This is a genomic window from Clostridium cibarium, assembly GCF_014836335.1.
GTDB lineage: Bacteria > Bacillota > Clostridia > Clostridiales > Clostridiaceae > Clostridium > Clostridium cibarium.
In genome coordinates this window covers 187,798-212,286 of the sequence record NZ_JACSRA010000001.1, presented here as the reverse complement: position 1 = coordinate 212,286, position 24,489 = coordinate 187,798, and the positions used below count along the sequence as shown (strand labels likewise).

The 24,489-nt window shown below is 29.6% G+C and carries 25 protein-coding genes; 18 read left to right on the top strand and 7 right to left on the bottom strand.

What is annotated here, in order from left to right; genetic code table 11:
* Positions 1-82 precede the first annotated feature (82 nt).
* From H9661_RS01020 to folK, 6 genes are read left to right on the top strand one after another with little or no spacing between them, the layout of a single operon-like run.
* Entirely contained in the window at positions 83-691 is a 609-nt protein-coding gene (locus H9661_RS01020) for an anthranilate synthase component II (RefSeq protein WP_143316345.1), read from the top strand.
* A complete protein-coding gene (gene pabB, locus H9661_RS01015; RefSeq protein WP_191767480.1) occupies positions 660-1,994 on the top strand; it encodes an aminodeoxychorismate synthase component I in 1,335 nt (444 codons plus the stop codon). The genes H9661_RS01020 and pabB overlap by 32 nt, the downstream gene beginning before the upstream one ends.
* A gap of 1 nt (position 1,995) precedes the next feature.
* On the top strand, positions 1,996-2,736 hold the full coding sequence (locus tag H9661_RS01010) for an aminotransferase class IV (protein ID WP_143316347.1): 741 nt from the start codon (positions 1,996-1,998) through the stop codon (positions 2,734-2,736).
* A 27-nt stretch (positions 2,737-2,763) separates the two neighbouring features.
* Positions 2,764-3,240 carry an HD domain-containing protein gene (locus tag H9661_RS01005; RefSeq protein ID WP_143316348.1) on the top strand — a complete coding sequence of 159 codons (477 nt, stop codon included), beginning with the start codon at positions 2,764-2,766 and terminating at the stop codon, positions 3,238-3,240.
* A gap of 22 nt (positions 3,241-3,262) precedes the next feature.
* On the top strand, positions 3,263-4,072 hold the full coding sequence (gene folP, locus H9661_RS01000) for a dihydropteroate synthase (RefSeq protein WP_143316349.1): 810 nt from the start codon (positions 3,263-3,265) through the stop codon (positions 4,070-4,072).
* 8 nt (positions 4,073-4,080) lie between these two features.
* Positions 4,081-4,893 carry a 2-amino-4-hydroxy-6-hydroxymethyldihydropteridine diphosphokinase gene (gene folK, locus H9661_RS00995; protein ID WP_143316350.1) on the top strand — a complete coding sequence of 271 codons (813 nt, stop codon included), beginning with the start codon at positions 4,081-4,083 and terminating at the stop codon, positions 4,891-4,893.
* Positions 4,894-4,904: 11 nt separating this feature from the next.
* Here the strand turns inward: folK and H9661_RS00990 are convergent, their stop codons facing one another.
* Complete coding sequence (locus H9661_RS00990; protein ID WP_143316351.1) at positions 4,905-5,387, bottom strand: DUF4883 family protein; 483 nt, start codon at positions 5,385-5,387, stop codon at positions 4,905-4,907.
* A gap of 139 nt (positions 5,388-5,526) precedes the next feature.
* Here H9661_RS00990 and H9661_RS00985 point away from each other — a divergent pair, with 139 nt between their 5' ends.
* Positions 5,527-6,333, top strand: coding sequence for a nuclease-related domain-containing protein (locus H9661_RS00985; RefSeq protein ID WP_191767479.1), 807 nt, complete (start codon positions 5,527-5,529; stop codon positions 6,331-6,333).
* 43 nt (positions 6,334-6,376) lie between these two features.
* Positions 6,377-6,853, top strand: a complete 477-nt coding sequence (locus H9661_RS00980; RefSeq protein ID WP_191767478.1) for a methylated-DNA--[protein]-cysteine S-methyltransferase — start codon at positions 6,377-6,379, stop codon at positions 6,851-6,853.
* An 89-nt stretch (positions 6,854-6,942) separates the two neighbouring features.
* Here the strand turns inward: H9661_RS00980 and abc-f are convergent, their stop codons facing one another.
* Positions 6,943-8,868 carry a ribosomal protection-like ABC-F family protein gene (gene abc-f / locus H9661_RS00975; RefSeq protein ID WP_191767477.1) on the bottom strand — a complete coding sequence of 642 codons (1,926 nt, stop codon included), beginning with the start codon at positions 8,866-8,868 and terminating at the stop codon, positions 6,943-6,945.
* A gap of 191 nt (positions 8,869-9,059) precedes the next feature.
* Here abc-f and H9661_RS00970 point away from each other — a divergent pair, with 191 nt between their 5' ends.
* Positions 9,060-9,671 (top strand): TetR/AcrR family transcriptional regulator, encoded by a 612-nt coding sequence (locus H9661_RS00970; RefSeq protein WP_143316355.1) that lies wholly within the window; start codon positions 9,060-9,062, stop codon positions 9,669-9,671.
* Between the two features lie 107 nt (positions 9,672-9,778).
* Here H9661_RS00970 and H9661_RS00965 read toward each other — a convergent pair whose 3' ends face one another.
* Entirely contained in the window at positions 9,779-11,038 is a 1,260-nt protein-coding gene (locus H9661_RS00965) for a hypothetical protein (protein ID WP_191767476.1), read from the bottom strand.
* A gap of 130 nt (positions 11,039-11,168) precedes the next feature.
* Between H9661_RS00965 and H9661_RS00960 the strand changes: the two genes are divergently transcribed.
* Both H9661_RS00960 and H9661_RS00955 read left to right on the top strand, forming a co-directional pair.
* Complete coding sequence (locus H9661_RS00960; RefSeq protein ID WP_191767507.1) at positions 11,169-12,470, top strand: aminotransferase class V-fold PLP-dependent enzyme; 1,302 nt, start codon at positions 11,169-11,171, stop codon at positions 12,468-12,470.
* A gap of 21 nt (positions 12,471-12,491) precedes the next feature.
* Entirely contained in the window at positions 12,492-12,785 is a 294-nt protein-coding gene (locus tag H9661_RS00955; protein WP_143316357.1) for a hypothetical protein, read from the top strand.
* 30 nt (positions 12,786-12,815) lie between these two features.
* Here H9661_RS00955 and H9661_RS00950 read toward each other — a convergent pair whose 3' ends face one another.
* Positions 12,816-14,033 (bottom strand): 6-phosphofructokinase, encoded by a 1,218-nt coding sequence (locus tag H9661_RS00950; protein ID WP_143316358.1) that lies wholly within the window; start codon positions 14,031-14,033, stop codon positions 12,816-12,818.
* Between the two features lie 191 nt (positions 14,034-14,224).
* Between H9661_RS00950 and H9661_RS00945 the strand changes: the two genes are divergently transcribed.
* Positions 14,225-14,776 (top strand): manganese efflux pump MntP, encoded by a 552-nt coding sequence (locus H9661_RS00945; protein ID WP_191767475.1) that lies wholly within the window; start codon positions 14,225-14,227, stop codon positions 14,774-14,776.
* Positions 14,777-14,847: 71 nt separating this feature from the next.
* A complete protein-coding gene (locus tag H9661_RS00940) occupies positions 14,848-15,270 on the top strand; it encodes a Fur family transcriptional regulator (protein ID WP_143316360.1) in 423 nt (140 codons plus the stop codon).
* Between the two features lie 17 nt (positions 15,271-15,287).
* Here H9661_RS00940 and H9661_RS00935 read toward each other — a convergent pair whose 3' ends face one another.
* From H9661_RS00935 to H9661_RS00925, 3 genes are all read right to left on the bottom strand, one after another.
* On the bottom strand, positions 15,288-16,091 hold the full coding sequence (locus tag H9661_RS00935; protein WP_191767474.1) for a metal ABC transporter permease: 804 nt from the start codon (positions 16,089-16,091) through the stop codon (positions 15,288-15,290).
* Position 16,092: 1 nt separating this feature from the next.
* On the bottom strand, positions 16,093-16,749 hold the full coding sequence (locus H9661_RS00930) for a metal ABC transporter ATP-binding protein (RefSeq protein WP_143316362.1): 657 nt from the start codon (positions 16,747-16,749) through the stop codon (positions 16,093-16,095).
* A gap of 63 nt (positions 16,750-16,812) precedes the next feature.
* Complete coding sequence (locus H9661_RS00925) at positions 16,813-17,211, bottom strand: hypothetical protein (protein WP_191767473.1); 399 nt, start codon at positions 17,209-17,211, stop codon at positions 16,813-16,815.
* A gap of 177 nt (positions 17,212-17,388) precedes the next feature.
* Here H9661_RS00925 and H9661_RS00920 point away from each other — a divergent pair, with 177 nt between their 5' ends.
* The 5 genes from H9661_RS00920 to H9661_RS00900 all read left to right on the top strand — a co-directional run bounded on the left by H9661_RS00920 (position 17,389) and on the right by H9661_RS00900 (position 24,481).
* Positions 17,389-17,790 carry a DUF6762 family protein gene (locus H9661_RS00920; protein WP_143316364.1) on the top strand — a complete coding sequence of 134 codons (402 nt, stop codon included), beginning with the start codon at positions 17,389-17,391 and terminating at the stop codon, positions 17,788-17,790.
* A 26-nt stretch (positions 17,791-17,816) separates the two neighbouring features.
* Positions 17,817-19,610: an oligoendopeptidase F gene (gene pepF / locus H9661_RS00915; RefSeq protein WP_191767472.1), complete on the top strand. Its 1,794-nt coding sequence runs from the start codon at positions 17,817-17,819 to the stop codon at positions 19,608-19,610.
* A gap of 91 nt (positions 19,611-19,701) precedes the next feature.
* Entirely contained in the window at positions 19,702-20,679 is a 978-nt protein-coding gene (locus H9661_RS00910; RefSeq protein WP_143316366.1) for a rhomboid family intramembrane serine protease, read from the top strand.
* Positions 20,680-20,996: 317 nt separating this feature from the next.
* Complete coding sequence (locus H9661_RS00905) at positions 20,997-22,382, top strand: glycosyltransferase family 2 protein (RefSeq protein WP_143316367.1); 1,386 nt, start codon at positions 20,997-20,999, stop codon at positions 22,380-22,382.
* A gap of 149 nt (positions 22,383-22,531) precedes the next feature.
* On the top strand, positions 22,532-24,481 hold the full coding sequence (locus H9661_RS00900; protein WP_143316368.1) for a DNA gyrase/topoisomerase IV subunit B: 1,950 nt from the start codon (positions 22,532-22,534) through the stop codon (positions 24,479-24,481).
* Positions 24,482-24,489 lie beyond the last annotated feature (8 nt).

The following is a 24,489-nucleotide window of genomic DNA, read 5'->3' as shown; positions in this document are numbered from 1 at the left end:
TAAAACTGTGTTATAATTTACGTATTATTAGTATTTTACTATAGTTTATTACATCTCACAACATATATGCATGGAGGGAAAAATGTTACTTATGATAGATAACTATGATTCCTTTGTTTATAATCTTGTTAGGTATTTTAATGAGTTAAAACAGGAAATAGTAGTTTACAGAAATGACAAAATTGTATTAGATTTTATAGAAGAGCAAAATTATTCAGGAATAGTTCTTTCACCAGGGCCAAAGAATCCAAAGGAAGCTGGATTATGTTTAGATATTATAGATAGATTTAAAGGAAAAATCCCTATACTTGGTATATGTTTAGGGCATCAGTGTATAGGTCATTATTTTGGTGGAGAAATTATAAAAGGAAAGGAGCCAGTTCATGGTAAATTAAGCTATGTGGAGCATAATGGAAGAGGGATATTTACAGGCATTAAAAATCCATTAAAGGTTACTAGATACCATTCCTTAGTAGTTTTGGATAAAAACTTACCAGAGGAACTTTTAGTAACAGCCAGAACTAAAGATGGTGTTATCATGGGGCTAACTCATAAATTTTATCCTATATATGGAGTTCAATTTCATCCAGAAGCAGAACTTACGGAAGATGGGCATAAAATATTAAAAAATTTTATTATGGAATGTAAGAGGTTTAATAATGAGGATAAAGGAACTAGAAAACTATTATAATCCACTTGATGTATATAGAATTTTTAAAGATGAAAAGGATAGTGTGTTTCTTGACAGCTCTAAGGAAGGGAGCCCTTTTTCATTATTTTCCTTTATAGGAATTAATCCATTATGGAAATTTGAATCTATAGGGAAAAGTTCTTATTTAGATGGAGAAAAGTTAAAGGGAGAAGATCCTTTTAAAAATCTTGAAAAGCTATTGGGAGATAGAAAGATTAAAGAAAAATCTAATCTACCTTTTATAGGGGGAGTAATAGGTTATTTTTCCTATGATATAGGAAGAGATTTAGAAGATTTACCTAGTATAGCTATAGAAGATTTTTATGTGCCAGATAGCAAATTCTTGTTATACGAAAATATAATTATTTTTGATTTGATTGAGAAAAAAACATATATATCAGCATTAAGTGGGGATAAAAGCATAAGAGCTGTTGAAGAAAAACTCAAGTGTTATAAAGAGCAAGAAGAGATTGGTTTTAAAGAAAAGAATACTAGATTCTATTCTAATTTTACAAAAGAAGAGTATAAAAAGCGTATCACTAGGCTTAAAGAATATATAAGGAGCGGAGATGTATATATAGCTAATATGACAAGAAGAATATGGTGTGAGACTAGTGAACCAGCTTTTGAAATGTATGAAAAGCTTAGGAGTATAAATAAAGCTCCATTTTCTGCATTTATGAATTTTGAGGATTTTCAGGTAGTAAGTTCTTCACCAGAAAGATTTTTATCCATAAAAGATAGAAAAGTTACTACAAGACCAATTAAAGGGACAAGACCTCGTGGAAGAAATGAAGAAGAGGATAATTATTATAGAGAAGAATTAATTAATTCAGAGAAGGATAAATCAGAACTTCTTATGATAGTGGATTTAGAACGTAATGATTTAAGTAAGACATGTAAGCCTAATACAGTTAAAGTTACTGAATTATTTAAGATAGAAAAATATTCTACAGTATTTCATTTAGTATCAACGGTGGAAGGGATACTTAAGAATGGGATATCATCGATTGAATGTTTAAAAGAATGTTTTCCAGGTGGCTCTATAACAGGGGCTCCTAAAATTCGGGCTATGGAAATTATAGAAGAGCTTGAAGAATTAAAAAGAAATTTGTATACTGGGGCAATTGGTTACTTTGATTTAAGAGGAAATTGTGATTTTAACATAATTATACGAACAATAATCAAGAAAGGTGATAAGGCATACTTTGGAGTAGGTGGAGGCATAACATGGGATTCAATAGAAGAAGATGAATGGTGTGAAACTTGTGACAAAGCAAAAGCCTTAATGAAGGTACTTTAAAATGAGAAAGATAATTTATGAAGAAGAGAATATCTTACTTGATGAAGGAAGTGTTTTTGGAAAGGGTGTTTTTGAAACTATTTTGTGGCTTGATAAACCTGTATTCCTAAAAGAACATATAGAGAGGCTAAGGGCTTCAATGGAGGTAATTGGGCTAAATGAGTTAGAAGAAGATATGCTTATGGATTTTCTAAAAAAGTTAAAAATTCAAAATAAAGCATTAAAGGTTATGGTAACTCCTTTGAACATAGTTATAAGTAAGAGAGATATTTTGTATAAAAGTCAAGATTATAAAAGAGGTATGACTCTAGGTTTATCAACAGTTAGAAAAAATAGCTCATCTAGGTTAACATATATAAAATCTATATGTTATATAGAAAATATATTAGAAAAAGAAAAGGCGAAAAAGGATGGGTTTGATGATGCTTTATTTTTGAATGAAAGGGGCTATTTAACGGAAACTAGTTGCAGTAATATATTTTTGATAAAAAGTGGCAAAATTATTACTCCAAAGGTGGAGAATGGGCTATTAAGTGGTATAATAAGAAAATGGGTTATTGAGAATTATAAAGTTTATGAAAAAGATATTTTATTTGATGATCTAAAAGAGGCAGATGAAGTTTTTATAACCAATAGCCTAATGGGAATAATGAAGGTAAATAAAATAGATAGATTCATATATAATAAAGAAACATTTATAAGTGCGATTAAAGATAAGTATGATAAATGTATTTTTATATAAAAGTATCTAAGAAAAAGGAGAACTACCTTGGATAAAGTCAATGAAATATTAAATGATTTAAGATATAGGTCTTATTTAAAGAGATTAGAATTACTTGAAGAAGATAGGAAGTTCTGTAGGCATACAATGGAACATTTTCTTGATGTGGCTAGAATAGCATATATAAAAGTTCTTGAGAGTAAGTTAAACTATTCCAAGGAAGTTATATATGGGGTAGCTTTACTTCATGATATAGGAAGGGTTCTAGAATATGAAGAATGTGTGCCACATCATGAAGGTAGCGTTATAATTGCAGAAGAAATATTGGATGATACTAGTTTTTCACAAGAAGATAAAGATAGCATACTAAGGGCTATTGAAGCACATCGAAAAGATGATAGCAAAGATGAATTATCTAAAATTATATATGCCAGTGATAAAGTATCGAGAAATTGTTTTAATTGTAAAGCCATAGATGAGTGTTATTGGAGCGATAATAAGAAAAACTTTTATATAAGTTATTAGAAATAAAACGGGGGTAGGAAAAATGAAAATAGGTAATAAAGATTTTGTTATGGGAGAAAGAACTTATGTTATGGGAATTTTAAATGTAACTCCTGATTCTTTTTCTGATGGAGGAAAATATAATGAAATTGATTTAGCCTTAAGAAGAACAGAAGAATTAATAAAAAATGGAGCAGATATAATAGATATAGGTGGAGAGTCTACAAGGCCTAATTTTGAAGTTGTAAGTGTGGAAGAAGAGATACATAGAGTTGTACCTATAATTAAAGCAATAAAAGAAAAGTTTAATATAGCTGTTTCGGTAGATACTTATAAGGCAAGAACTGCAGAAGAAGCCATAAAGGCAGGTGCTGATATAATAAACGATATTTGGGGATTTAAAATGGATAAGGATATGGCGAAGGTTGCAGCAAAGTATGATGTTCCATGTATTCTTATGCATAATAGAGAAAGTATTCCTTATAAAAATTTAATGACTGATGTAATGATGGATTTAGTGGATAGTGTTAATATAGCGCTTGAGGCAGGTGTTAAAAGAGAAAATATTATTTTAGATCCAGGCATAGGATTTGCAAAGACTTACGAAGAAAATTTAATAGTAATGAACAATCTTGAAATGATTAGAAATTTAGGATTCCCAGTACTTTTAGGAACTTCAAGAAAATCTATGATAGGATTAACTCTTGATTTGCCTGTAAATGATAGAGTTGAAGGTACTTTAGCAACTACAGTTATAGGAATAATTAAGGGATGCGAATTTATAAGAGTTCATGATGTTCTTGAAAATAAAAGAGTTTGTCTTATGACGGATAAGATATTAAATGCTAGGTAGTGATATTTATGGATAAGATTTATATAAAGAACTTTGAGATATTTGCCAATCATGGCGTATTTAGTGAAGAAAAAAATTTAGGACAGAAATTCATTTTGGATATAGAATTAAGTTTGCCTTTGGAGGAAGCGGGAAAAACTGAAAATTTGAAAAAGTCAGTTCATTATGGAGAGCTTTGTTTAGGCATTGAAAGGGTATTTACTGAAAAGAGCTATGATCTTATTGAATCTGCAGCTGAAAAGATAGCAGAATTTACTTTGACTACCTATCCTATTATAAAGAGTGTTAAGGTAAAGTTAAAAAAACCATGGGCGCCAATAGGAAGACATGTAGACTATGCAGCTGTTGAAATAGAAAGAGGATGGCATGAAGCCTATCTTTCTGTTGGAAGTAATATTGGAAATAAAGAAGATAACTTAAATATAGCAATCAAGATGTTAAAAGAAACTAAAGAAGTAATGGTTGAAAAGGTATCCTCATTTATAGTAACAGAGCCATGGGGAAATGTTGATCAGGATGAGTTCCTAAATGGAGCTTTAATGATAAGAACAACTTTATCTCCGAAGTACCTTTTAGATAAACTTTTAGAAATTGAAGAGAAAATGCATAGAGTGCGTGAAGTTAAATGGGGACCAAGAATAATAGATTTAGATGTAATTTTTTATGATGATTTGGTTTTAGAGGACGACTACATAACAATCCCCCATCCAAGGATGGAGGAAAGGGAATTTGTATTAAAACCATTAAGTGAGATTGCACCAAATAAAGTACATCCTTTACTTAACAAAAGAATATTTAAAATGCTAGAAGAACTTAAGTAATGATAAAGTTGTTATTTCAAAGCCTTGGCGCGATTTTCTACATGTTTGCAGAAGTCATAAAGATTATAATGTTTAGGTATATCTTTCATAGAGAGAATATCTTCTTTGTAATTTCCATCCCAAGGGTATATAGCAACTAAATTTTCATTGTAAACTTTAATAATATATTTACTATCCTGAAATTTTATTCTTAATTGGTAGGGCTCCTTTTCTTTAGGGAGCTCTTCATCTTTATAATTTTCATCTGATAAAGAACCTATAAAATTTTCTATGATTTGATTTTCATCCTCGGGGACGGAAATATCTTTATATAAATTAGTGTCAAAAAATTCAATGGAGAAATGTTCATCTTTAAGAAGTTTGGTATAAATTTCTTTTGTGTATATGGCAATGTCACTTTTTTCTTTTAGATGTATGTATTTGGGATCATCAAAAGCACAACCTTGCAAAATGAATATTAATAAAAAAATACATAATAATCTTATCTTTTTCAAAATAATACCTCCTAGCATAGTAACTACCCTAATAATGTATTCATCTATATTATTTTTAGAACAAGTTATGGAAAGTACTTGTTTAAAAGCTTATGGAGTGGAGATAATCTTTAATAGAAAATATTTATTGGAGGTTAGGATGATTAGTATTGTAAAAAGAGGAGTTTCTTTTTTGTATGCATTTATAACTGTATATTTTATTTATTCTCTATCTATTGTGCTTTTAAAGGTAGGCTTTGATGGAGCTTCTAGGGAAATATTCTTTTCAACTTTAGCTATATATTTATCGATTCCAATAGTAAACTACAATAAAGCTAAGGGGAATATAGTAAGTGGTCTTATAGAAGAGAATTATAAGATCACTAAAGAAGTTGAAAAACTTAAGGAAAAAGCAAACATTATGGAAGGAGTAATTTTAAAAGATAGGAAAAGTGATTTTAAAATAGAAAATATAGTGGTGACTAATAGAGGTGTTTTTAACATAGTAAAATGCAATTATAAAGGTGACCTTGAGATTAAGAAAAATAATAGATGGTATAAGCATAGTAGGAATGGAATTAACGAAGTCATATCCCCTATAACAGAGGTTAGGAAAAATAGAAATTATCTCGCAAAGATATTGGATGAGGAATTTATTATAGATTTAATAGTAATAGTAAATGATAGAGCCTTTCTTATAGGTGAAGAAAATTCTGATGTTCCTGTAGTTAGATCTGATGAATTATATAACTATATTAGTGAATATCTAGTAGAAGAAGAGATTAATGAAGATAAAATTTATGATAAAATCTATGAAAAGGTGATAAAGGTAAATAATATTCAAGAGGAGAAAGAATTATATAATAAATTTGTGGATAATATATGGACATTTAGGGGCAGATTGATTTTTATTTCAGTTTTCTTTGTTCTTTATTTATTCAATGTAGCTTATATGCAAAAAGTGTGAGAGAATTATATTAAAATTTTTAAAGATTATACTAGGGGGAAAAATGAGAAATATATTTTATTGTGATACGAAAATAGGAAAGATAGGAATCGAAGAAAACGGTGAAGCAATTACAAAAGTGTATCTAGTGAATAAAGATTTGCAAGATGATATAGGTGAGAAAACAGAAACAATATTGCTAAAAAAAGCTGTAAAAGAGCTTAATGAATATTTTGAAGGAAAACGGAGTTCTTTTGATTTACCTTTAGAACCAGGAGGAACTGAATTTCAAAAAAAGGTATGGGAGGCTCTAATAGAAATTCCTTGTGGAGAAACAAGGAGTTATGGAGAAATTGCAAAAGTAATTGGAAATGAAAAAGCAGCAAGAGCTGTTGGAATGGCTAATAATAAAAACCCAATTATGATAATAATTCCTTGCCATAGGGTAATAGGAGCTAATGGGAGTTTAGTTGGATATGCTGGAGGGCTGAATATAAAGGAAAAACTTCTTGAATTAGAAAAGAATTGTATGAATAGATGAGACTAAATAAACACACAGAATTTTTTGTGTGTTTATTTTGGTCTCATTTGTCTAATAATAGATTTTGTTTCTTTATCTATACTTAAAGATTAGTTTTCATCTCCAAGTTCTTCCCAAGATTCATAAAGTTCTTCGATTAGAACTTCTGTTTGTTTGATAGATTTATTAACTCTTTCACTTTCTGTTGGGTTTGAGTAAACTTCTTCTAAACATAAAGATTCTTGAAGTTTAACAAGTTCAGATTCAGCAGAGCTTATATCTTCTTCTAATTTTTTGATTTTCAATTTTTTAGCCTTTTCTTCTTTTTCAGCTTCACGTTTTTTCTTTTTATCTTCTTTTATTTGGGTTTTTGTTTTTCCACCTGCTATCGCTTCCAAGGTATCAAACCTATGAGGATTTTTCTTTTTTTCAACATAGTAATTATAGTTACCTAGATATTCAGATAAGCCACCTTCTTTTAATTCAATAATTCTACTTATAACTTTATTTAAGAAATACCTATCATGAGATATAACAATTAATGTACCATCATAACTTAATATAGCATCTTCTAAAGCTTCTCTAGACATAATATCGAGGTGGTTAGTAGGTTCATCGAGGAGTAGAAGGTTTGCTTTAGAAAGCATTAATTTTAACAAATTAATTCTACATTTCTCTCCACCACTTAGTTTATCAATAGTTTTAAAAACATCATCTCCGGTAAACAAAAATGATCCTAAGACTCCACGCAATTTTGAAGTAGTTAATTCAGGAAAGTCATCCCATACCTCATCAATTATAGTTTTGGTTTGAGATAGGTTAGATTGTTCCTGATCATAGTAACCTACATTTACATTTACTCCTAAAGATTTTGTACCAGTATCAGGTTTTATTTTATTCATTATAATATTGAATAATGTAGTTTTACCTCTTCCGTTTTCTCCTATTAATGCTATTTTTTCTCCTCTTTTTAGATCCAAAGAAACATTAGAAAATAAGTGTTTATTTTCAAAACTTTTGCTAAGGTTTTCTAGGTGCAAAACATCAAATCCGCTTTTTACAGATGTTTCAAAGTTAATTTTTGACGCAGCTTTTTCTTTATCAGGAGTATCTACTTTTTCAATCTTTTCTAGTGCTTTTTCTCTGCTTTCAGCGGCTCTAATACTTTTTTCTCTATTGAAAGATCTGAATTTTTCAATTATAGCTTCTTGCCTTTTAATTTCAGCTTGTTGTAAGTTGTAAGCTTTTAATTGGCTTTCATAATCTTTTTTCCTTAGTTCAAGATATTTTGTATAAGGTGCATTATATGTATTAACATGACCATTTATAACTTGAAAGGTTCTATTAGTTACTGAGTCAAGAAAAAATCTATCATGAGATATGACTAGTACAGAACCTTTATAGGATTTTAAATACTCTTCAAGCCACTCTATGGCTTCAAGATCTAGGTGATTGGTAGGCTCGTCTAAAAGTAGTATATCTGGAGATAAAAGCAGTAATTTACATAATGCAACTCTGGTTTTTTGCCCACCACTTAAATTGATGATTTTTTTTTCAAAATCTTCTTCGAGAAAACCTAACCCTTTAAGCACTCGACTTATTTCACCTTTATAAGTGTAGCCACCTCTATTTGTATAAAGTTCTTGAGCTGTAGTATAATCTTTAATTAATTTATTATGATAATCTGCATTATCTTCATCATAAGGTTCATTCATTTTACTTTCTAGAGTTATAAGCTTATTTTCGATACCTGTGAGATCAGAGAATACTGTTAACATTTCGTTATATATTGTATTTTCGGTTTCAAGATCAAGGTGTTGAGCAAGATATCCTATTGTTTTATTTTTATCTATAAAGATTTCTCCGTTATCATAACTAATTTGTTTAGAAATTATTTTGAAAAGAGTAGATTTACCTTCTCCATTAGCTCCAATAATACCTACTTTATCATTTTCATTGATGGATATGGTTACATCTTTAAGAATTTCATCTATACCATAACTTTTACTAATATTTTTACAACTTAAAACAATCATTTACTTTTCCTCCGGCTAAATTTTGGGTAAACTATAGATAATAATAAAAAGATTACCCAAGTATCTTAGATAATTATACTATTTAACTGATTTCATAGCAATTTATAAGAATAAGATATATTTTGTGTCATTGACTAAATGATAAGTTGAGGTATAATTATAAATGACCATTAGTCATATAGGAGGAAGAAATGCCTAAAGAAAAAAAAATTATTAGCAAGATAATAGAGAATAAAAAAAAGAAGGAAGAGGAACTATATACAGCTGCTTATGAGCTATTTACAACAAAAGGAGCTAATAATACAGCAATAGATGAAATAGTAAAAAAGGCAGGGGTAGCAAAAGGGACCTTTTATCTATACTTTAAGGATAAATATGATATAGTTAATAAATTGATACTTAAGAAGAGTAGTCAAGTTATAAGAGAAGCTATGGATAAAACCGCAGAACAGGGAATCGAAGCATTTCAGGACAGAACATTATTTTTTATTGACTATGTAATTAACTATTTAAAAGATAATAAGTTGATTTTAAAACTTATTAATAAAAACTTATCTTCAGGGTTATTTAAGAGAGCATTAAGGAAGTCAGAAGAAAATACAGAAGTTGAGGAAATTGTTAGTTTCTTTATTGAAAACTTAATAAAAAAAGGGATGACTAGTTTAGAAGCTGAACTAACTTTATTTATGATATTTGAATTGGTAGGAAGTGTTTGTTATAGTTCTATAATTTTAGAAGAGCCAGAAGATATAGAGGTAATAAAACCTATTTTATTTGATAAAATTCTTTCTATGATTGAATAATATAAAAAGTAGTCCTAAATTAAGATAAAAACTTAGTTAAGGACTACTTTTAAGTTAGATGTAATAACATTTTATGTTATGAAAGATATAATCAAATATAAAAAAAGTTATTCATCTGTTCTTTTACCATGAATTAGTGAAAGTTTTATTATTCTTCTTATAACAAGCTTAATTATAGGAAATGGAATATTATAAGCTTTTAGCAAAGAAATAACTTCTGGATGTTTTTTTGATATATTTAAAAATATATTATCTATTCTTTTATCTGAATTAACCCTACTCAAATCTAAATCTTCATCTAAATCGAGATCAAAGTTTCTGAGAATTTCTGTTATATCATTATCTATTCTTGGAGAAGAATAACTAGTTGGTTGGATATTATAAGGAATAAGCCCATCAGTAAGATCTTCACTTGGGGGTACTATGGAATTTGAACCTGCATTTATAGGTTCATTTTCAAAACTTAGGTTTGTTGGAGCAGATGAATTTCCATTAAAGTTATTAAAAGATGGAATAGGAGGTTGATTTGTTTTAGCAGTACTACCCATAGTGCCAGTACCGCCAGTCATACCACCAGTGGTGCTACCCATAGTGCCAGTACCGCCAGTCATACTACCAGTGGTGCTACCCATAGTGCCAGTACCGCCAGTCATACCACCAGTGGTGCTACCCATAGTGCCAGTACCACCAGTCATACCACCAGTGGTACTACCCATAGTGCCAGTACCGCCAATCATACCACCAATGGTGCCACCCATAGTACCAGTACCGCTAGTCATACCACCGGTAGTACCAGTGTTGCCATGATGCATCCAACTAGGCATCCAGCTACTACCCATGGTGCTGGTGCCGCCAGTCATGCCACCGGTAGTGCCGCCCATAGTAAAAGGTTTATTAGGCATTCCTCCTATATTATCAGTCGTAGCTTTAATGGTATTTGGAGTATTCAAATTGGAAAGTGGATAATATGGATTGGTAAATTGTTCCGAAGGAGTAGGTGCTCCCATAGGAGAAGTTGTGTAATTAAAAGGTGGAGTGCCAAAGTTACTTCCACTTATGCTAGGAGTATTCGGTGTAATAAATTGTAATCCGAAAGGGCTTTGAAATCCCATAGGAGTACTAGGCATAGTAGTAGATAAATTAGTTGGAATATTATTAGGCCCTCCAACATTATCAAAAATAAAAACTGGTATCCAGCCAGTAGGTAGAACATTATATGGTAGTTGTGTTTTAAATGGAACTAGGTTAATATCATCATTCTCATTATTTTCATGATTATTGTCGAAGTCAATGATATTATCAATAGCATTATAGGTATCATCATCTTGTCTAACTTTACTTGGCATATATTTCTCATCTGGTTTCATGATATTCCTCCAAAAAATACTTTATTATAAATATATGAACTAAGCATATAGTTGTTACATTAAATAATATGTGAGAATGATGATTACTAGAACCTTAATAGACTACATGAATACTATATAAGTGGAGGAGATTGATATGGATAAAAAAATAGATTTAAATGATTTATTTTTAGGAACAAATTCCAAGGTGAATGTTGTTGAAGGAAAAAAGATAAGAGCTATTAATTTCGATAATGCAGCTACAGCTCCACTTTTAAAAAGTGTTGTTGAATCCGTTATAGGGTTGAGTGATTATTATGGTTCTATAGGGAGAGGGGTTGGACATAAAGCTGAGATAACGACAAGGTTATATTATGAATCAAAAAATTATATTATGGATTTTTTCAATATAAAGGATAAAGATAAATATACTGTAATATATGTTAACAATACAACGGATGGAATTAATAGATTATCTAGAACGTTTTGCAAAAAGAAAGATGATATTGTACTGTTAACAAGGATGGAACATCATTCAAATGATTTACCATGGAGAAGAAGATGGAACGTGGACTATATAGAAGTAGATGAACAAGGAAGATTAAAATTTGATGATATTGAGAATAAGTTAATTTCCCATAAAGGAAAAGTTAGATATATTACTGTAACAGGTGCTTCGAATGTAACTGGATATATAAATGATATTCATGGTATAGCTAGAATAGCTCATAAATATGGAGCGAAGATAGTTGTAGATGGTGCTCAACTAATCCCACATGCAAAAGTAGATATTATGGGGAAAAGTGATGAAGAGAGGATAGATTTTTTAATTTTTTCAGGACATAAAGTATATGCTCCATTAGGATGTGGAGTAATTATAGGTTTAAGAGAAGACTTTAATAAAAGTTTACCAGATAATGAAGGTGGTGGCACTGTAAAATTTGTAATGGATAACAATGTTGAATATTTGGATACACCTGAAAAAGATGAAGCTGGGACACCTAACTTTTTTGGAGCTATTGCAATATCTACGGCTCTAAGTGAATTAAATAAAATAGGCTTTGAAAACATTCGTAAAAATGAAATAAAATTGAGGGATAGGATGTTTGATGGATTAAAGTCAATACCTGAAGTAATTAATTATGGAGATATTGAAAATAGAGAAGATAGGTTAGGGATTGGAGTGTTTAATATTAAATCAATATATCATGAAGATGTTGCAGAAACCTTAGCAAAATATTATGGGATTTCGGTAAGACAAGGCTGGTTTTGTGCTCATCCATATTGTAGAAGGCTTATGCATATAAGTGAAAAGTCTGCAAGTGCATTTATTCATGATGATAACGAAAGAATGCCAGGAATGGTAAGGATAAGCTTTGGAATTTATAATGAAGAAAATGAAATTGATTATTTCCTAGAATGCATAGAGAGAATAATAAAAAAGAGCAAATAATCTTTGGGGGATGCTATAAATTTGGGAAAGATATGTGAAAGGTGTAAATATGAAATCAGTATAGCATATATATTACGACAGAAATCAATGGAAAAAGTTATTTGTCCTAATTGCGGCAGAACATTGATAGCTACCATGATAAGTAAAATATTAATGATATCAATTTTTCTTATGTTCTTCTTGTTATTTTTGCTTGTTCCGGTTGATATTATAAATAAGTTAATAATAGAAACAATTTGGGTTATGCTGTGTTATAGTGTTTTACCGGCTTTTATATATGAATATATAGAGGATAATAAAGATGAGACAGGATAAAGTACCTGTCTCATCTTTATTTGGTAATTATTATTTAGTAAACACTTTATACTGTGGAATATTGTTAAGTGTGTATAAAGTAGGAACACCTTGAAGTAATGGCTCAAAATATTTATAAGCTTCTTTTGTTATTTGATTTCCATTTTCGTTAATCCAATCTACAGGAAAATATTTAACATTGTTTGCTACTTTATCAGCAGCAACTAACTCATATGAAGTTTTATATGGAGAGTTTGATTCCCTTTTTATAGAGATCATATAGCCATTATTTTCTGGAGAAGCAAGTTTTAAGCTTTCGGCACCTGCATTAAAAGCTTCATTTATGTCAATTTGTGATGCTGAATGCATTGCACATCTTTGTAAGATACCAAGTTCAAGAGCCTTTACTCTTGTCGTTATTCCAGAATCTAAAATAACTTGTCTTAAAAAGTTACTTACCCCACCTAATTGTGTATGTCCAAAGGTATCTTGAGAAACACAGTCAAATTCTGCAACAAATTTTCCATCAGCAGTTCTTAAACCTTCTGATACAACTATGAAGACTTGATTTTGTTCTTCAAATTTTCTTCTTACATCTTCAATGAAATTTATTTTATCAAAAGGTTTTTCTGGTAAATATATAAAATCCGCAACAGGCTTGTCGTTATATTGCGCCATACATGCAGATGCAGCTAACCAGCCAGTATCTCTTCCCATAGTTTCAAGAATAAAAATTCCATTATTAATATAAACTGAAGAATCAAAATATGCTTCCAAAGTAGAGGTTGCAATAAACTTTGCCGCACTTCCGAAACCAGGAGTATGATCAGTATACATTAAGTCATTATCAATTGTTTTAGGAATTCCGATAAATGTTATGTCTAAGGAATTTTCTCTTGCATATCTTCCAAGCTTTGCTGTAGTATCCATTGAATCATTACCACCAATATAGAAGAAAGTTGTAATGTCTAATTTTTTTAATATATCCAAAAGCTTGTCATATTCTTCTGTAGATGTTTCAATGTTTTTCATCTTATATCTACAAGACCCAAGCCCTGAAGAAGGAGTATATTGGAATTTGTTAATATCTTCATCTGGTATTGCTGATAAATCAATGATATTTCCTTTTAAAATTCCTTCTATTCCGTTTAGACCACCGTAAACTTTTTCGAATTTATTTAATTTTTGATTTTCTCTAAGTAGTCCTACTACGCTTGAATTAATTACGGCAGTAGGGCCACCAGATTGTGCAATTATACAATTTGGCATAATAGACTCCTTTTATATGTAATATTTATATTATATGCGGCTAATGTGCTATACAATATAGTGTAAATAGCTACTCTATTTAATACTATACAATAAAAATGACTATTAATAAAGAGTTTTAAAAAAAAGCATAATAATTTTAAATTAAAACTATTATTAATAGAATATATATTTATGTTTAGGGGGTAAGTATGGAAGTAGTAGATGTAATTATTGTTAGTGTAGCGCTAGCTATGGATGCTTTTGGAGTTACTTTGGGAATTGGTGTAAATGATAAGGTGAAAAGGCTAGAGAAGTTGCTATATATTTTCTCTTTTGGATTTTTTCAATTTCTTCTATCTTTTATAGGAGGTATATCAGGTTATTTGTTTAATAATTATTTAATTCCTATATCCAGTACTATAGGAGGAATAGTAGTAGGTAGTGTCGGAATACTTATGATAGTAGATGGTTTGAAAAATAATGATGATTCTATACTAACGAAAAAAACTATGATTATAATATTAGGTATTTCTGTAAGTATAGATGCTCTAGTTATTGGTTTTACTATTTTTAATAATATAGAAAGAATTTCTGTTTTGTTTTTATATACCATATTAATTGGGTTGATAACTTTGCTAATTTGTACAATAGGGTTTTCTATTTGTAGGTTTATCAGGAAAATCAGTTTTGTAAAACAATATGCAAATTTATTTGGTGGTCTTGCACTTATACTATTTTCCATAAAAATAATATTTTTTTAGAAGTAGAAGTACTCAAAAATATTATGCTATAATAAAAACATAATTATACAATTTGAATTGTAGGTGGAATTGTGATGTTTAATGATCTTTTAAAAAGATACAATCTTAAAATAACTAAAGGTAGAGTGGCCATTTTACAAATACTAACTAAGGCTCATAAAAGTATGGGTGCAGATGCTATATTGGAAGAATGTAAGAAAACTGGAGTAGATATTAATTTGAGTACAGTTTATAGAGCATTAGAATTATTTGAGGAAAAGGGAATAATAGATAAGTTTCCATTAAAAGAGGGAATGTGTTCATATAAACTTAAAGGTGAAGAACATAAACATTTATTGAAATGCAACATTTGCCATAAGGAAGTTGAAGTCCCTTGTCCCATGAAGCAAATTGAAGAAATAGTTCAAAATGAAACAGGATTTACTTTAACTAAACATAATTTGGTCATGACAGGGGTATGTAAGGAATGCAGTAAACATTCGAAAAAGGAATAAAATCTAAATGCAATCATTTAGATTTTATTCCTTTTTCGAATGTTTTTAATAATTAAAATTAATATTAGAATAATTACTGATGCAACAGCTATAGTTCCTCCAGGAGCACTATCAGCATAGTAAGATAGAATTAACCCAAGCATTATATCAATAAAACCAAATAAAACTGAAAATAATAATGTTTTGCTAAAATTCTTTTTAAGTTGCATTGCAGTTGCCACTGGTACAATCATCATTGAAGATATAACGAGTATACCCATTATTTGAATTGATAAAGAAATTGTAGCTCCAACTAGGATTGTAAATAAATAATTGATAAGCTTGACACTTATTCCAGCTGTTTTGGCTCCTTCTTCATCAAATATTACATAAATTAATTTATTATAAATGATAGCTAGGACAATTAAGCAAATTATTCCTACAATAGATATAATTAATAAGTCTTGGGATGAAATAGTTAAAATGCTACCAAAGAGTATTGAATTTACTTTTGCAGTAGTTTTTCCAGAACTTATTAATATGATAGCTATGCCAAGACTTAGTGTAAGAACAATAGACATTACAAGTTCAGCATACTTTTTAAAATATCCTCTTAAGCTTTCAATAACAATAGCACATAATGACGTGAAAATGAAAGAAGATAAAATTGGATTTATTCCCATTACTAAACCAATAGCTACTCCTGCAAAGGAGGAGTGGGATAGTGTATCACCTAGCATGGAATTACGTCTAAGTACTATAAATAAGCCGATTATAGGGCAAAGAATTGAAACTATAGCCCCTGCAATAACAGCATTTGTCATAAAATCATATTGAAACATTCTAAGCACCTCTTAAAGGCATTTCATCCATGAATTCTTCGCATGTTTTAAGAGATACCTTTCCTTCTTTAATTTTTAATATATGAGAAGAGTATTTTGCTGCAATATCCATATTGTGCTCTATAGAGATAATAGTGGTACCCAATTCCTTATTTATATAGTTCAATATAGAATAAATTTCTTGTTGGCTTTTAAAATCAACTCCTGTTGAAGGTTCATCTAATATTATTAAATCTGGATTTCCCATTAGTGCTCTAGCTATAAATATTCTTTGTTGTTGTCCACCAGAAAGATTACCTATAAGGCTATCTTTAAATGATTCCATGTTAACTTTTGCTAGTACATCGTTTATAGCTCTATCTGAGTTAAGATGTAATGCTTTAGAGTGTGTTTTTAATATTTCAAATACTGAAATAGGAAAATCAGAGTTAAAACCATCCACTCTTTGAGGAACATAGGAAATCTTTGAAGCATTAACTTCTATAGATCCTGAATTAGGAGTAAGTAATCCTAAAATAAGTTTTATTAATGTGGTTTTACAGCTACCATTTTCGCCTACTATTGAAAGATATATACCTTTAGGTATATGTAAATTTATATTATTCAATAGCAATTGGGATTTATCATAGCTAAAATTCATGTTGGTAATTTTTATCACAAAATCAGCTCCCATAATAATCTAACTTATATTATATACTTATCTGCAAATAATTTGCAACTACTAAGTTTCATTTTGAATTATTTTTGATTCTTCTAAATTCCAAGAGTTTAATGCACCTCTTTTAAAGGTGCCTCTAATTTTAGTTGAAGCGTGAGGCTCATTTTTGCTAAGACCATAAACTTCTACTATTGCGTTTTTATTATCATTAAATATTAAAGATATATTTTGAACTCTTAGTAATTGATTTTTCGAATTACCAGAAGTTAATGAGTATTCAATGGCATATTGTAAGTTTTTACTTTTATTTTTTATATATAATTTTCGTAATAGGTAAATAGATAAAAGAGTAATAATAGTTAATAATATAAGTGATCGTATTCTTCTTATTTTTTTTCTCCTTCTTAAACGTATAATTCTGCTATTTGGATTTTTGTTACTTACTTTACTTCTTCTCTGCATTTTAATACCTCCTTATTCTTTTAAGAAAATATTACCATATTTTTACATAATCATAAACCCAAATGGGTGGAAATTAATTTATAAAATATTAATTAAAGCATCTATTGATTAAAATAGCCAATAAATTCTATAATAAGAGGAGACATTAATAAAGAGAGTACTGAAAGGATGAGAAAGATGGATTTTTCAAGTTTAGTTTTAATGGAGAAAGATAAAGAGACAGGATATATAACAAAGGAATTAGGAAGTTTTGAAGTTAATGAAGGGGCTTTATACGTTACAAAATTATTTGTGCTAGATAATGAAGTGAATTTATACTTTGATACAAATAAAGATGTGGAGGAATGGGAATACTCAGCTATATATGATTTATTTAATAAAACTTCTTTCGAAGAAGAGGGATTTAGAATAGAAGAAGATTTAGATGAATATAATCCAACATTTATTGTGAAATTTGAATATAGTGATAATCATGCAGAGATGAATGATTCTATAAATAAGGTTGTAGAAATTATAGAAAAGGAGATGAAGAATGCATTTACAGCAATAAGTGATAAAGAAGATGAGTATAAAGATTAGAAGGGAGGTAGCCATTTGGCGCCAAAATGAATGATAAAGTAATTAAAAAGAGAGAAGAAATATCTGAAGAGTTTAAATGGAAACTTAATAAGATTTATAAAGATCAAGAGGATTGGGAAAAGGATTTTGAAAGTTTAAAGAATGAGAGTACGAAAATTAAAGAGTTTGAAGGAAAGCTAGGAAATAAGGAAGAGATATTAAATTATCTTGAATTTAATGAGAAAATCTCAAGAAAAGCTGAAAAGCTTTATGTATATGCACATATGAAATGTGATGAAGATACTACAAATCAAAATGCACAAGGTGATATGAATAAAATTGATGCATATATGGCTGAACTTGGAAGTTATAGTGCGTTCTTCGTTCCAGAGATACTTGCATTAAATGATGGATTCGTAGAAGATTTAATTAAGAATGATGAAAGATTTAAGTTGTATGAATTCATGTTGAAAAATATTTTAAAAGAAAAGAAGCATGTCCTTACAAAGGATATGGAAGAACTTTTAGCATTAGCTTCAGATTGTTTAGATGCTCCATCAAGTATTCATAATATGTTAACAAATGCTGATATGACTTTCGAAAAGATTAAAGATGAAGATGGGGATGAAGTAGAGCTAACAGAAGGAAATTATTCAACATTTATAAAGAGCAAAAATAGAGAAGTTCGTTGTGAAGCTTTAAAAAAATTATTTAAGGAGTATAAAAAACTTGAAAATACTCTTGCAACATCCCTTACGGCTTCAGTAAAAACTTTTAATTTTGATGCAAAAGTTAGAAAATATAATTCACCACTTGAAGCATCACTTGAGCCAAACGACATTCCTTTATCTGTTTATGAAAAGGCTATAGAAACTATAAACAATAATATTTCATCTCTTCATAGATATGTAAAAATTAAAAAGAAGCTTCTTGGATTAGATGAGATGCATATGTATGATCTTTATGTGCCTATCATTGAGGTGAAAAAGGAACATGTAACGTTTGAAGAGGCAGTAAAAATAGCTCATGAAGGACTAAATCCATTAGGAGAAGAATATCTAGATATATTTAATAAAGGTATAAAAAGTGGATGGATAGATATATATCAGAACAAAGGGAAGAGAGGAGGAGCTTATTCTTGGGGCAGCTATGATACAATGCCATATGTTTTACTAAATTATAATTATGAATTAAATGATGTATCGACTTTAGTTCATGAGATGGGGCATTCTATACATTCGTATTATTCAAGAAAGACACAGCCATATTATTATGCAGGTTATACTTTGTTCTGTGCAGAAGTAGCATCTACTACTAATGAAGCATTATTAATTCATTATTTAATTGAAAAAGAACAAGATAAAAATAAAAAGTTGTTCCTAATAAATCAAGAGTTAGAACAAATAAGAACAACAGTATTTAGGCAATTAATGTTTGCTGAGTTTGAGTTGTTTAGTCATAATACCTTGAATGAAGGGACTTCACTTACGGCTGAAGATTATAATACTAAATGGCATGAGCTTAATGTAAAATATTTTGGAGAAGATATGATAGTAGATGAAGATATGGATATAGAATGGGCAAGAATTCCACATTTTTATTCAGATTTCTATGTGTATCAATATGCTACAGGTTATTCTGCAGCATCAGCTTTTGCAAAGTCTATAATTAATAAGGAGCCAGATGCAGTTAGAAAATATTTAGGATTTTTAAGCATGGGTGGAAGTAAGTATCCAATAGATATACTAAAGGATGCAGGAGTTGATATGACTACACCAAAACCAATAGAAGCCACTTTAGATAGATTTAATGAACTTTTGGATATGTTAGAAGAATTATAAAAAAATAAGTGTTAGTTATATTGGATTGATTGAACTTTCCATAGTAGTTTAATTAATCCAATATTTTAATTTTGTGAGGTCGGTGAGATAAATGAATAAAATGATGAAGAATATTTTTAGCTATCTAACTAAAAATGAAGGGTTTTATATGGACCAGTGCAAAAATCTTTATACTAAAAGAGAGATATGGATAGCTGTAAAAAAGTTTCCACAAGGAATATTTGCAATAGCTATTACAGATGATAAGAATGCTGATATAGATGAACGTGAGGTAAGAGAACATCTTTTAAAAAGCGGAATGAATTTCTCTTTAAATCTTATTGTTTTAACTAATAGTGAATATATAGGAGAGTTTCATGGTAGTTATCCTAGAGTAGTTATAAATATAAATAGTCATAGAATAATGTATTGCGATCAATCTTTGGAGGGTATTGGTAATGCTGCTGTAGAAATCATCAGAAGAAGTGAAAATCCGCATAAGAAAAATAAAAGTAATTATGTGATTACGATAGCGCTAATAAGTATTAATATAATTTTATATGTAATAAGTGGAATACTATCAGATAACTTTTTGGATATAGATGGCGCAGTATTATTGCTGTTAGGAGGAAAATTCGGGCCATTAATTAACAATGGAGAATGGTGGAGAATAATAACTTGTAATTTTTTACACGGAGGACTTATACATATAGTCACAAATATGTATTCATTGTATATTATAGGATCTCAGATAGAAATTATTTTTGGAAAATTAAAATATATAATTATTTATACTATTGCAGGTATAACTTCTAGTCTGTTTAGCTATTATTTAGCTCCGAATACATTATCAATTGGTGCATCGGGAGCAATTTTTGGGTTATTAGGAGCATTACTTTCGTTTGCAATAAAAGAAAAGGATAGGATAAATAAAGGGGTTATAACAAATATTCTTATTGTAGTAGCGCTTAATATATATATAGGAACAACTATACCTAATATAGATAATTATGCTCATTTTGGAGGACTTATAGGTGGAATGATAATTTCTGTTATATTTTTACTTACTAGTAAAAAAAGTTTTTACTAGTATTTTCTAATATACAGTGAGTTCTAATGAATATATAATAAAAATTATGTATATATTATAGTGAGATATTTTTGAAAAATATTTTACATAAAAAACTGAAATATGATTTAAATAGCTAGGTTGCCATAAACAAAATTAATATGAAAACCAATATTAGATAAACTAATATCAAAAGGAAAGTTTAATTTAAAATTAAGATTTAGCTACTTGATTTTTCAAAGTAATTGAACTATATTAATAAGGATGTACAATGACATAAATAGGATAAAATAATAAATGAGATTACAATCTTATTAGAGCATTAGGAGTGAAAAAAAATGGGAGATATTATATATACAATTACAGCGGTGTTCCAAATTTTTGTATTTGTAATTACATGTTACTACGCCATATTAGGCTTGTTTGGATTGCATAGAAAAAAAGAAGTGAAAGATTATACACCTAATAACAAATTTGCAATGATAGTGGCAGCTCACAATGAAGAAGTAGTAATAGGTCAGCTGATAGAAAGTATGCAAAAACAAGATTATCCGAAGGAATTATTTGATATTTATATTATTGCTGATAACTGCACAGACAAGACAGCTGAAATAGCAAGAAAATATGATGGCGTTACTGTATGTGAGAGAGTTAATAAGGATAATAGAGGTAAAGGTTATGCTTTAGAATGGATGTTCGATAAGTTATTTAAGATGGATAAAGAATATGATGCAATTTCCATATTTGATGCTGATAATTTAGTTCATACAGATTTTTTAAAAGAAATTAATTCGAAAATGAATCAGGGATATAAAGTTGTACAAGGCTATATAGATAGTAAGAATCCAGATGATTCATGGATTGCAACATCATATTCAATAGCATTTTGGTCTCAAAATAGAATGTTCCAACTTGCTAGAAATAATGTTGGATTATCAAATCAAATTGGAGGAACAGGATTTGCAATTGCAACTGAAACTCTTAAAGAGTTAGGGTGGGGTGCAACTTGTTTAACAGAAGATTTAGAGTTCACTTGTAAATTGGTATTAAATGGAGAAAAAGTGGGTTGGGCACATGATGCTAAAATCTATGATGAGAAGCCACTAGGGTTAAAGCAATCATGGGTTCAAAGAAGAAGATGGATGCAAGGATTTACAGATGTAGCATCAAGATATTGCGTTAAACTTTTTAAGAAATCAATAAAAGAGAGAAAGTGGTACATATTTGATGCTGGATTGTATGTATTACAACCTTTTGCAACATTACTTATAGGTGTAGCTGCTGTTCTAACTTTTATACAAAGTAATTTTGGAGCAAATATTTTCGTAATAAATGATTTATTTAATAATATAGGTTTTCAAGTGTTTGCATTAATACAGTTTATAATAACACCATTAGTGCTTATATTAGATAAGAAAATAACAAAAGGTTTTTTTGCTATGTTTGTGTTATTTTCATCAAATATTTTCATATTTCCATTAGTAGCTAAGGGTGGGGATGAATTATTTGTTTTAGGAGTAAATGTAGCCTTTTATGGAGGATTCCTTTTAGCAACATTTTTCCTTTTAGGAAAGAAAGCTTTATTCTTTTTCTTTAGATTTTTACTATATGGAATATATACATTGACATGGATACCTATTACAATACAAGGTATACTAAGAAAGAATAATAAAGAGTGGAATCCAACAAAACACGTAAGAAATGTAGAAATATATGATGTATAATTGTATATAATATTAAGGCGAGGCACTGATAATTCAGATTGCTTCGCCTTAATTGTTTTGACAGAATGTTTAAAAAAAAGTATATTTTAAGTTAGAGATTATACAAATAGACTATAAATAATTCACATTAGATAAATTGGAGGACAGTTATGGTGAAGGATATTAATACGACATATGATGTAACGGACTTAACTTCTTTAGAAAAACTAGAACCTGTTAGGGTTAGACCAGGTATGTATATTGGGTCTACAGGGACAAAGGGATTGCATCATTGTGTGTGGGAAATATTGGATAATTCCATTGATGAGATAACTAATGGTTATGGAGATACTGCAGAAGTTATTTTAAATAAAGATAAAAGTGTTACCATAGTAGATAATGGAAGAGGTATACCAACAGGAATACATCCAGTAAAGAAAAAAAGTGGTGTAGAGATGGTATTTACAGAACTTCATACAGGAGGAAAGTTTGATAATAAGAATTATAAGACTTCAGGAGGACTCCATGGAGTAGGAGCTGCTGTTGTAAATGCGCTTTCTAAATGGGTAGAGGTTGAAGTTCATCAAAATGGCAATATATATCGCCAAAGATTTGAATATGCATACGATAAAAGTTTAAAGAAAGATATGCCAGGGACTCCTGTGACAAAGTTGGAGGTCGTTGGTAAATCAAAAAAAACTGGTTCGAGAATAACATTTATGCCAGATCGAGATGTTTTTTCAACAACAGAATTTAAATTTGATGTAATTGATGAGAGATTACAAGAATTGGCGTTTCAAAATAAAGGGATTAAACTTAAATTAATAGATAGAAGAAAAGAAGAGGAAGTAAATAAAGAATATTATTCTGAAAGGGGACTTTTAGATTTTATAGATTATTTAAATGAGAGTAAGACACCCATTCACGAAACTCCAATACTTTTTGAAGGAGATAGAACCGTAAATAATCTTCAGATGTATGGAGAAGTGTGTATACAGTTTACAGATTCAACTACAGATAATATTGCAAGTTACGTAAATAATATACCTACAACAGAAGCAGGAACTCATGAAACTGGGTTTAAAACCGGAATGACTAGAGCTTTTAAGGAAGGTGCAAGAAAACTTGGCCTTGTAAAGGAGAAAGACAAGGAATTTGAAGGTGATGATTTAAGAGAAGGAATGACTGCAATTGTCAGAATTAAAATAACTAATCCAGTTTTTGAAGGGCAAACTAAAACAAAGCTTGGAAACAATGAAGCTTATACTATGATGAATGATTTAGCATATACAAAACTTTTAGAATGGATTGAAGATAATAAAGAGTTAGCTACTAGTATAATTAATAATGCTCTTCAAGCTGCTCAAAGAAGAGAAAAAATTAAAAAGATAAATGATGCTGAAAAGAAAAAGATAGGTAAAGGTACAGCACCTCTAGCTGGGAAGGTTGCAGTTTGTACATATAAGGACAATACTATTAATGAATTTATAGTAGTTGAGGGAGATTCAGCTGGAGGATCAGCAAAACAGGCTCGAGATAGAAGATTCCAAACTATAATGCCATCAAAGGGAAAAATAATGAACACTGAAAAACAAAAACTTGAAAATGTTCTTGCTTCAGAAGAACTAAGAATTTTTAATGCAGCGGTAGGCACAGGTACTTTAGATAACTATAAAGAAGAAGATTTAAAGTATGATAAGATAATAATAATGAGTGATGCTGATGTAGATGGATACCATATAAGGACCTTATGGATGACTTATATATATAGATATATGAGGCCATTAATTGCAAATGGTCATTTGTATTTAGCGCAGCCACCATTGTATAAAGTGTATAAAAAAGTCAAAGGTGAAGATATTCATGAGTATGCATATAGTGATGACGAACTTGAAAAAGTGAAGAAGAAGATAGGTAAGGGAGCATTAATACAAAGATATAAGGGTCTTGGAGAGATGAATCCTGATCAGTTATGGGATACTACTTTGAATCCAGAAAGTAGAACTTTATTTCAGGTAACTATAGAAGATGCAGCAAAAGCAGAAAGAATGGTATCACTGCTTATGGGTGATATTGTTGAACCTAGAAAAAATTATATGTACAAGTATGGTGAATTCTAGGAGGAAAG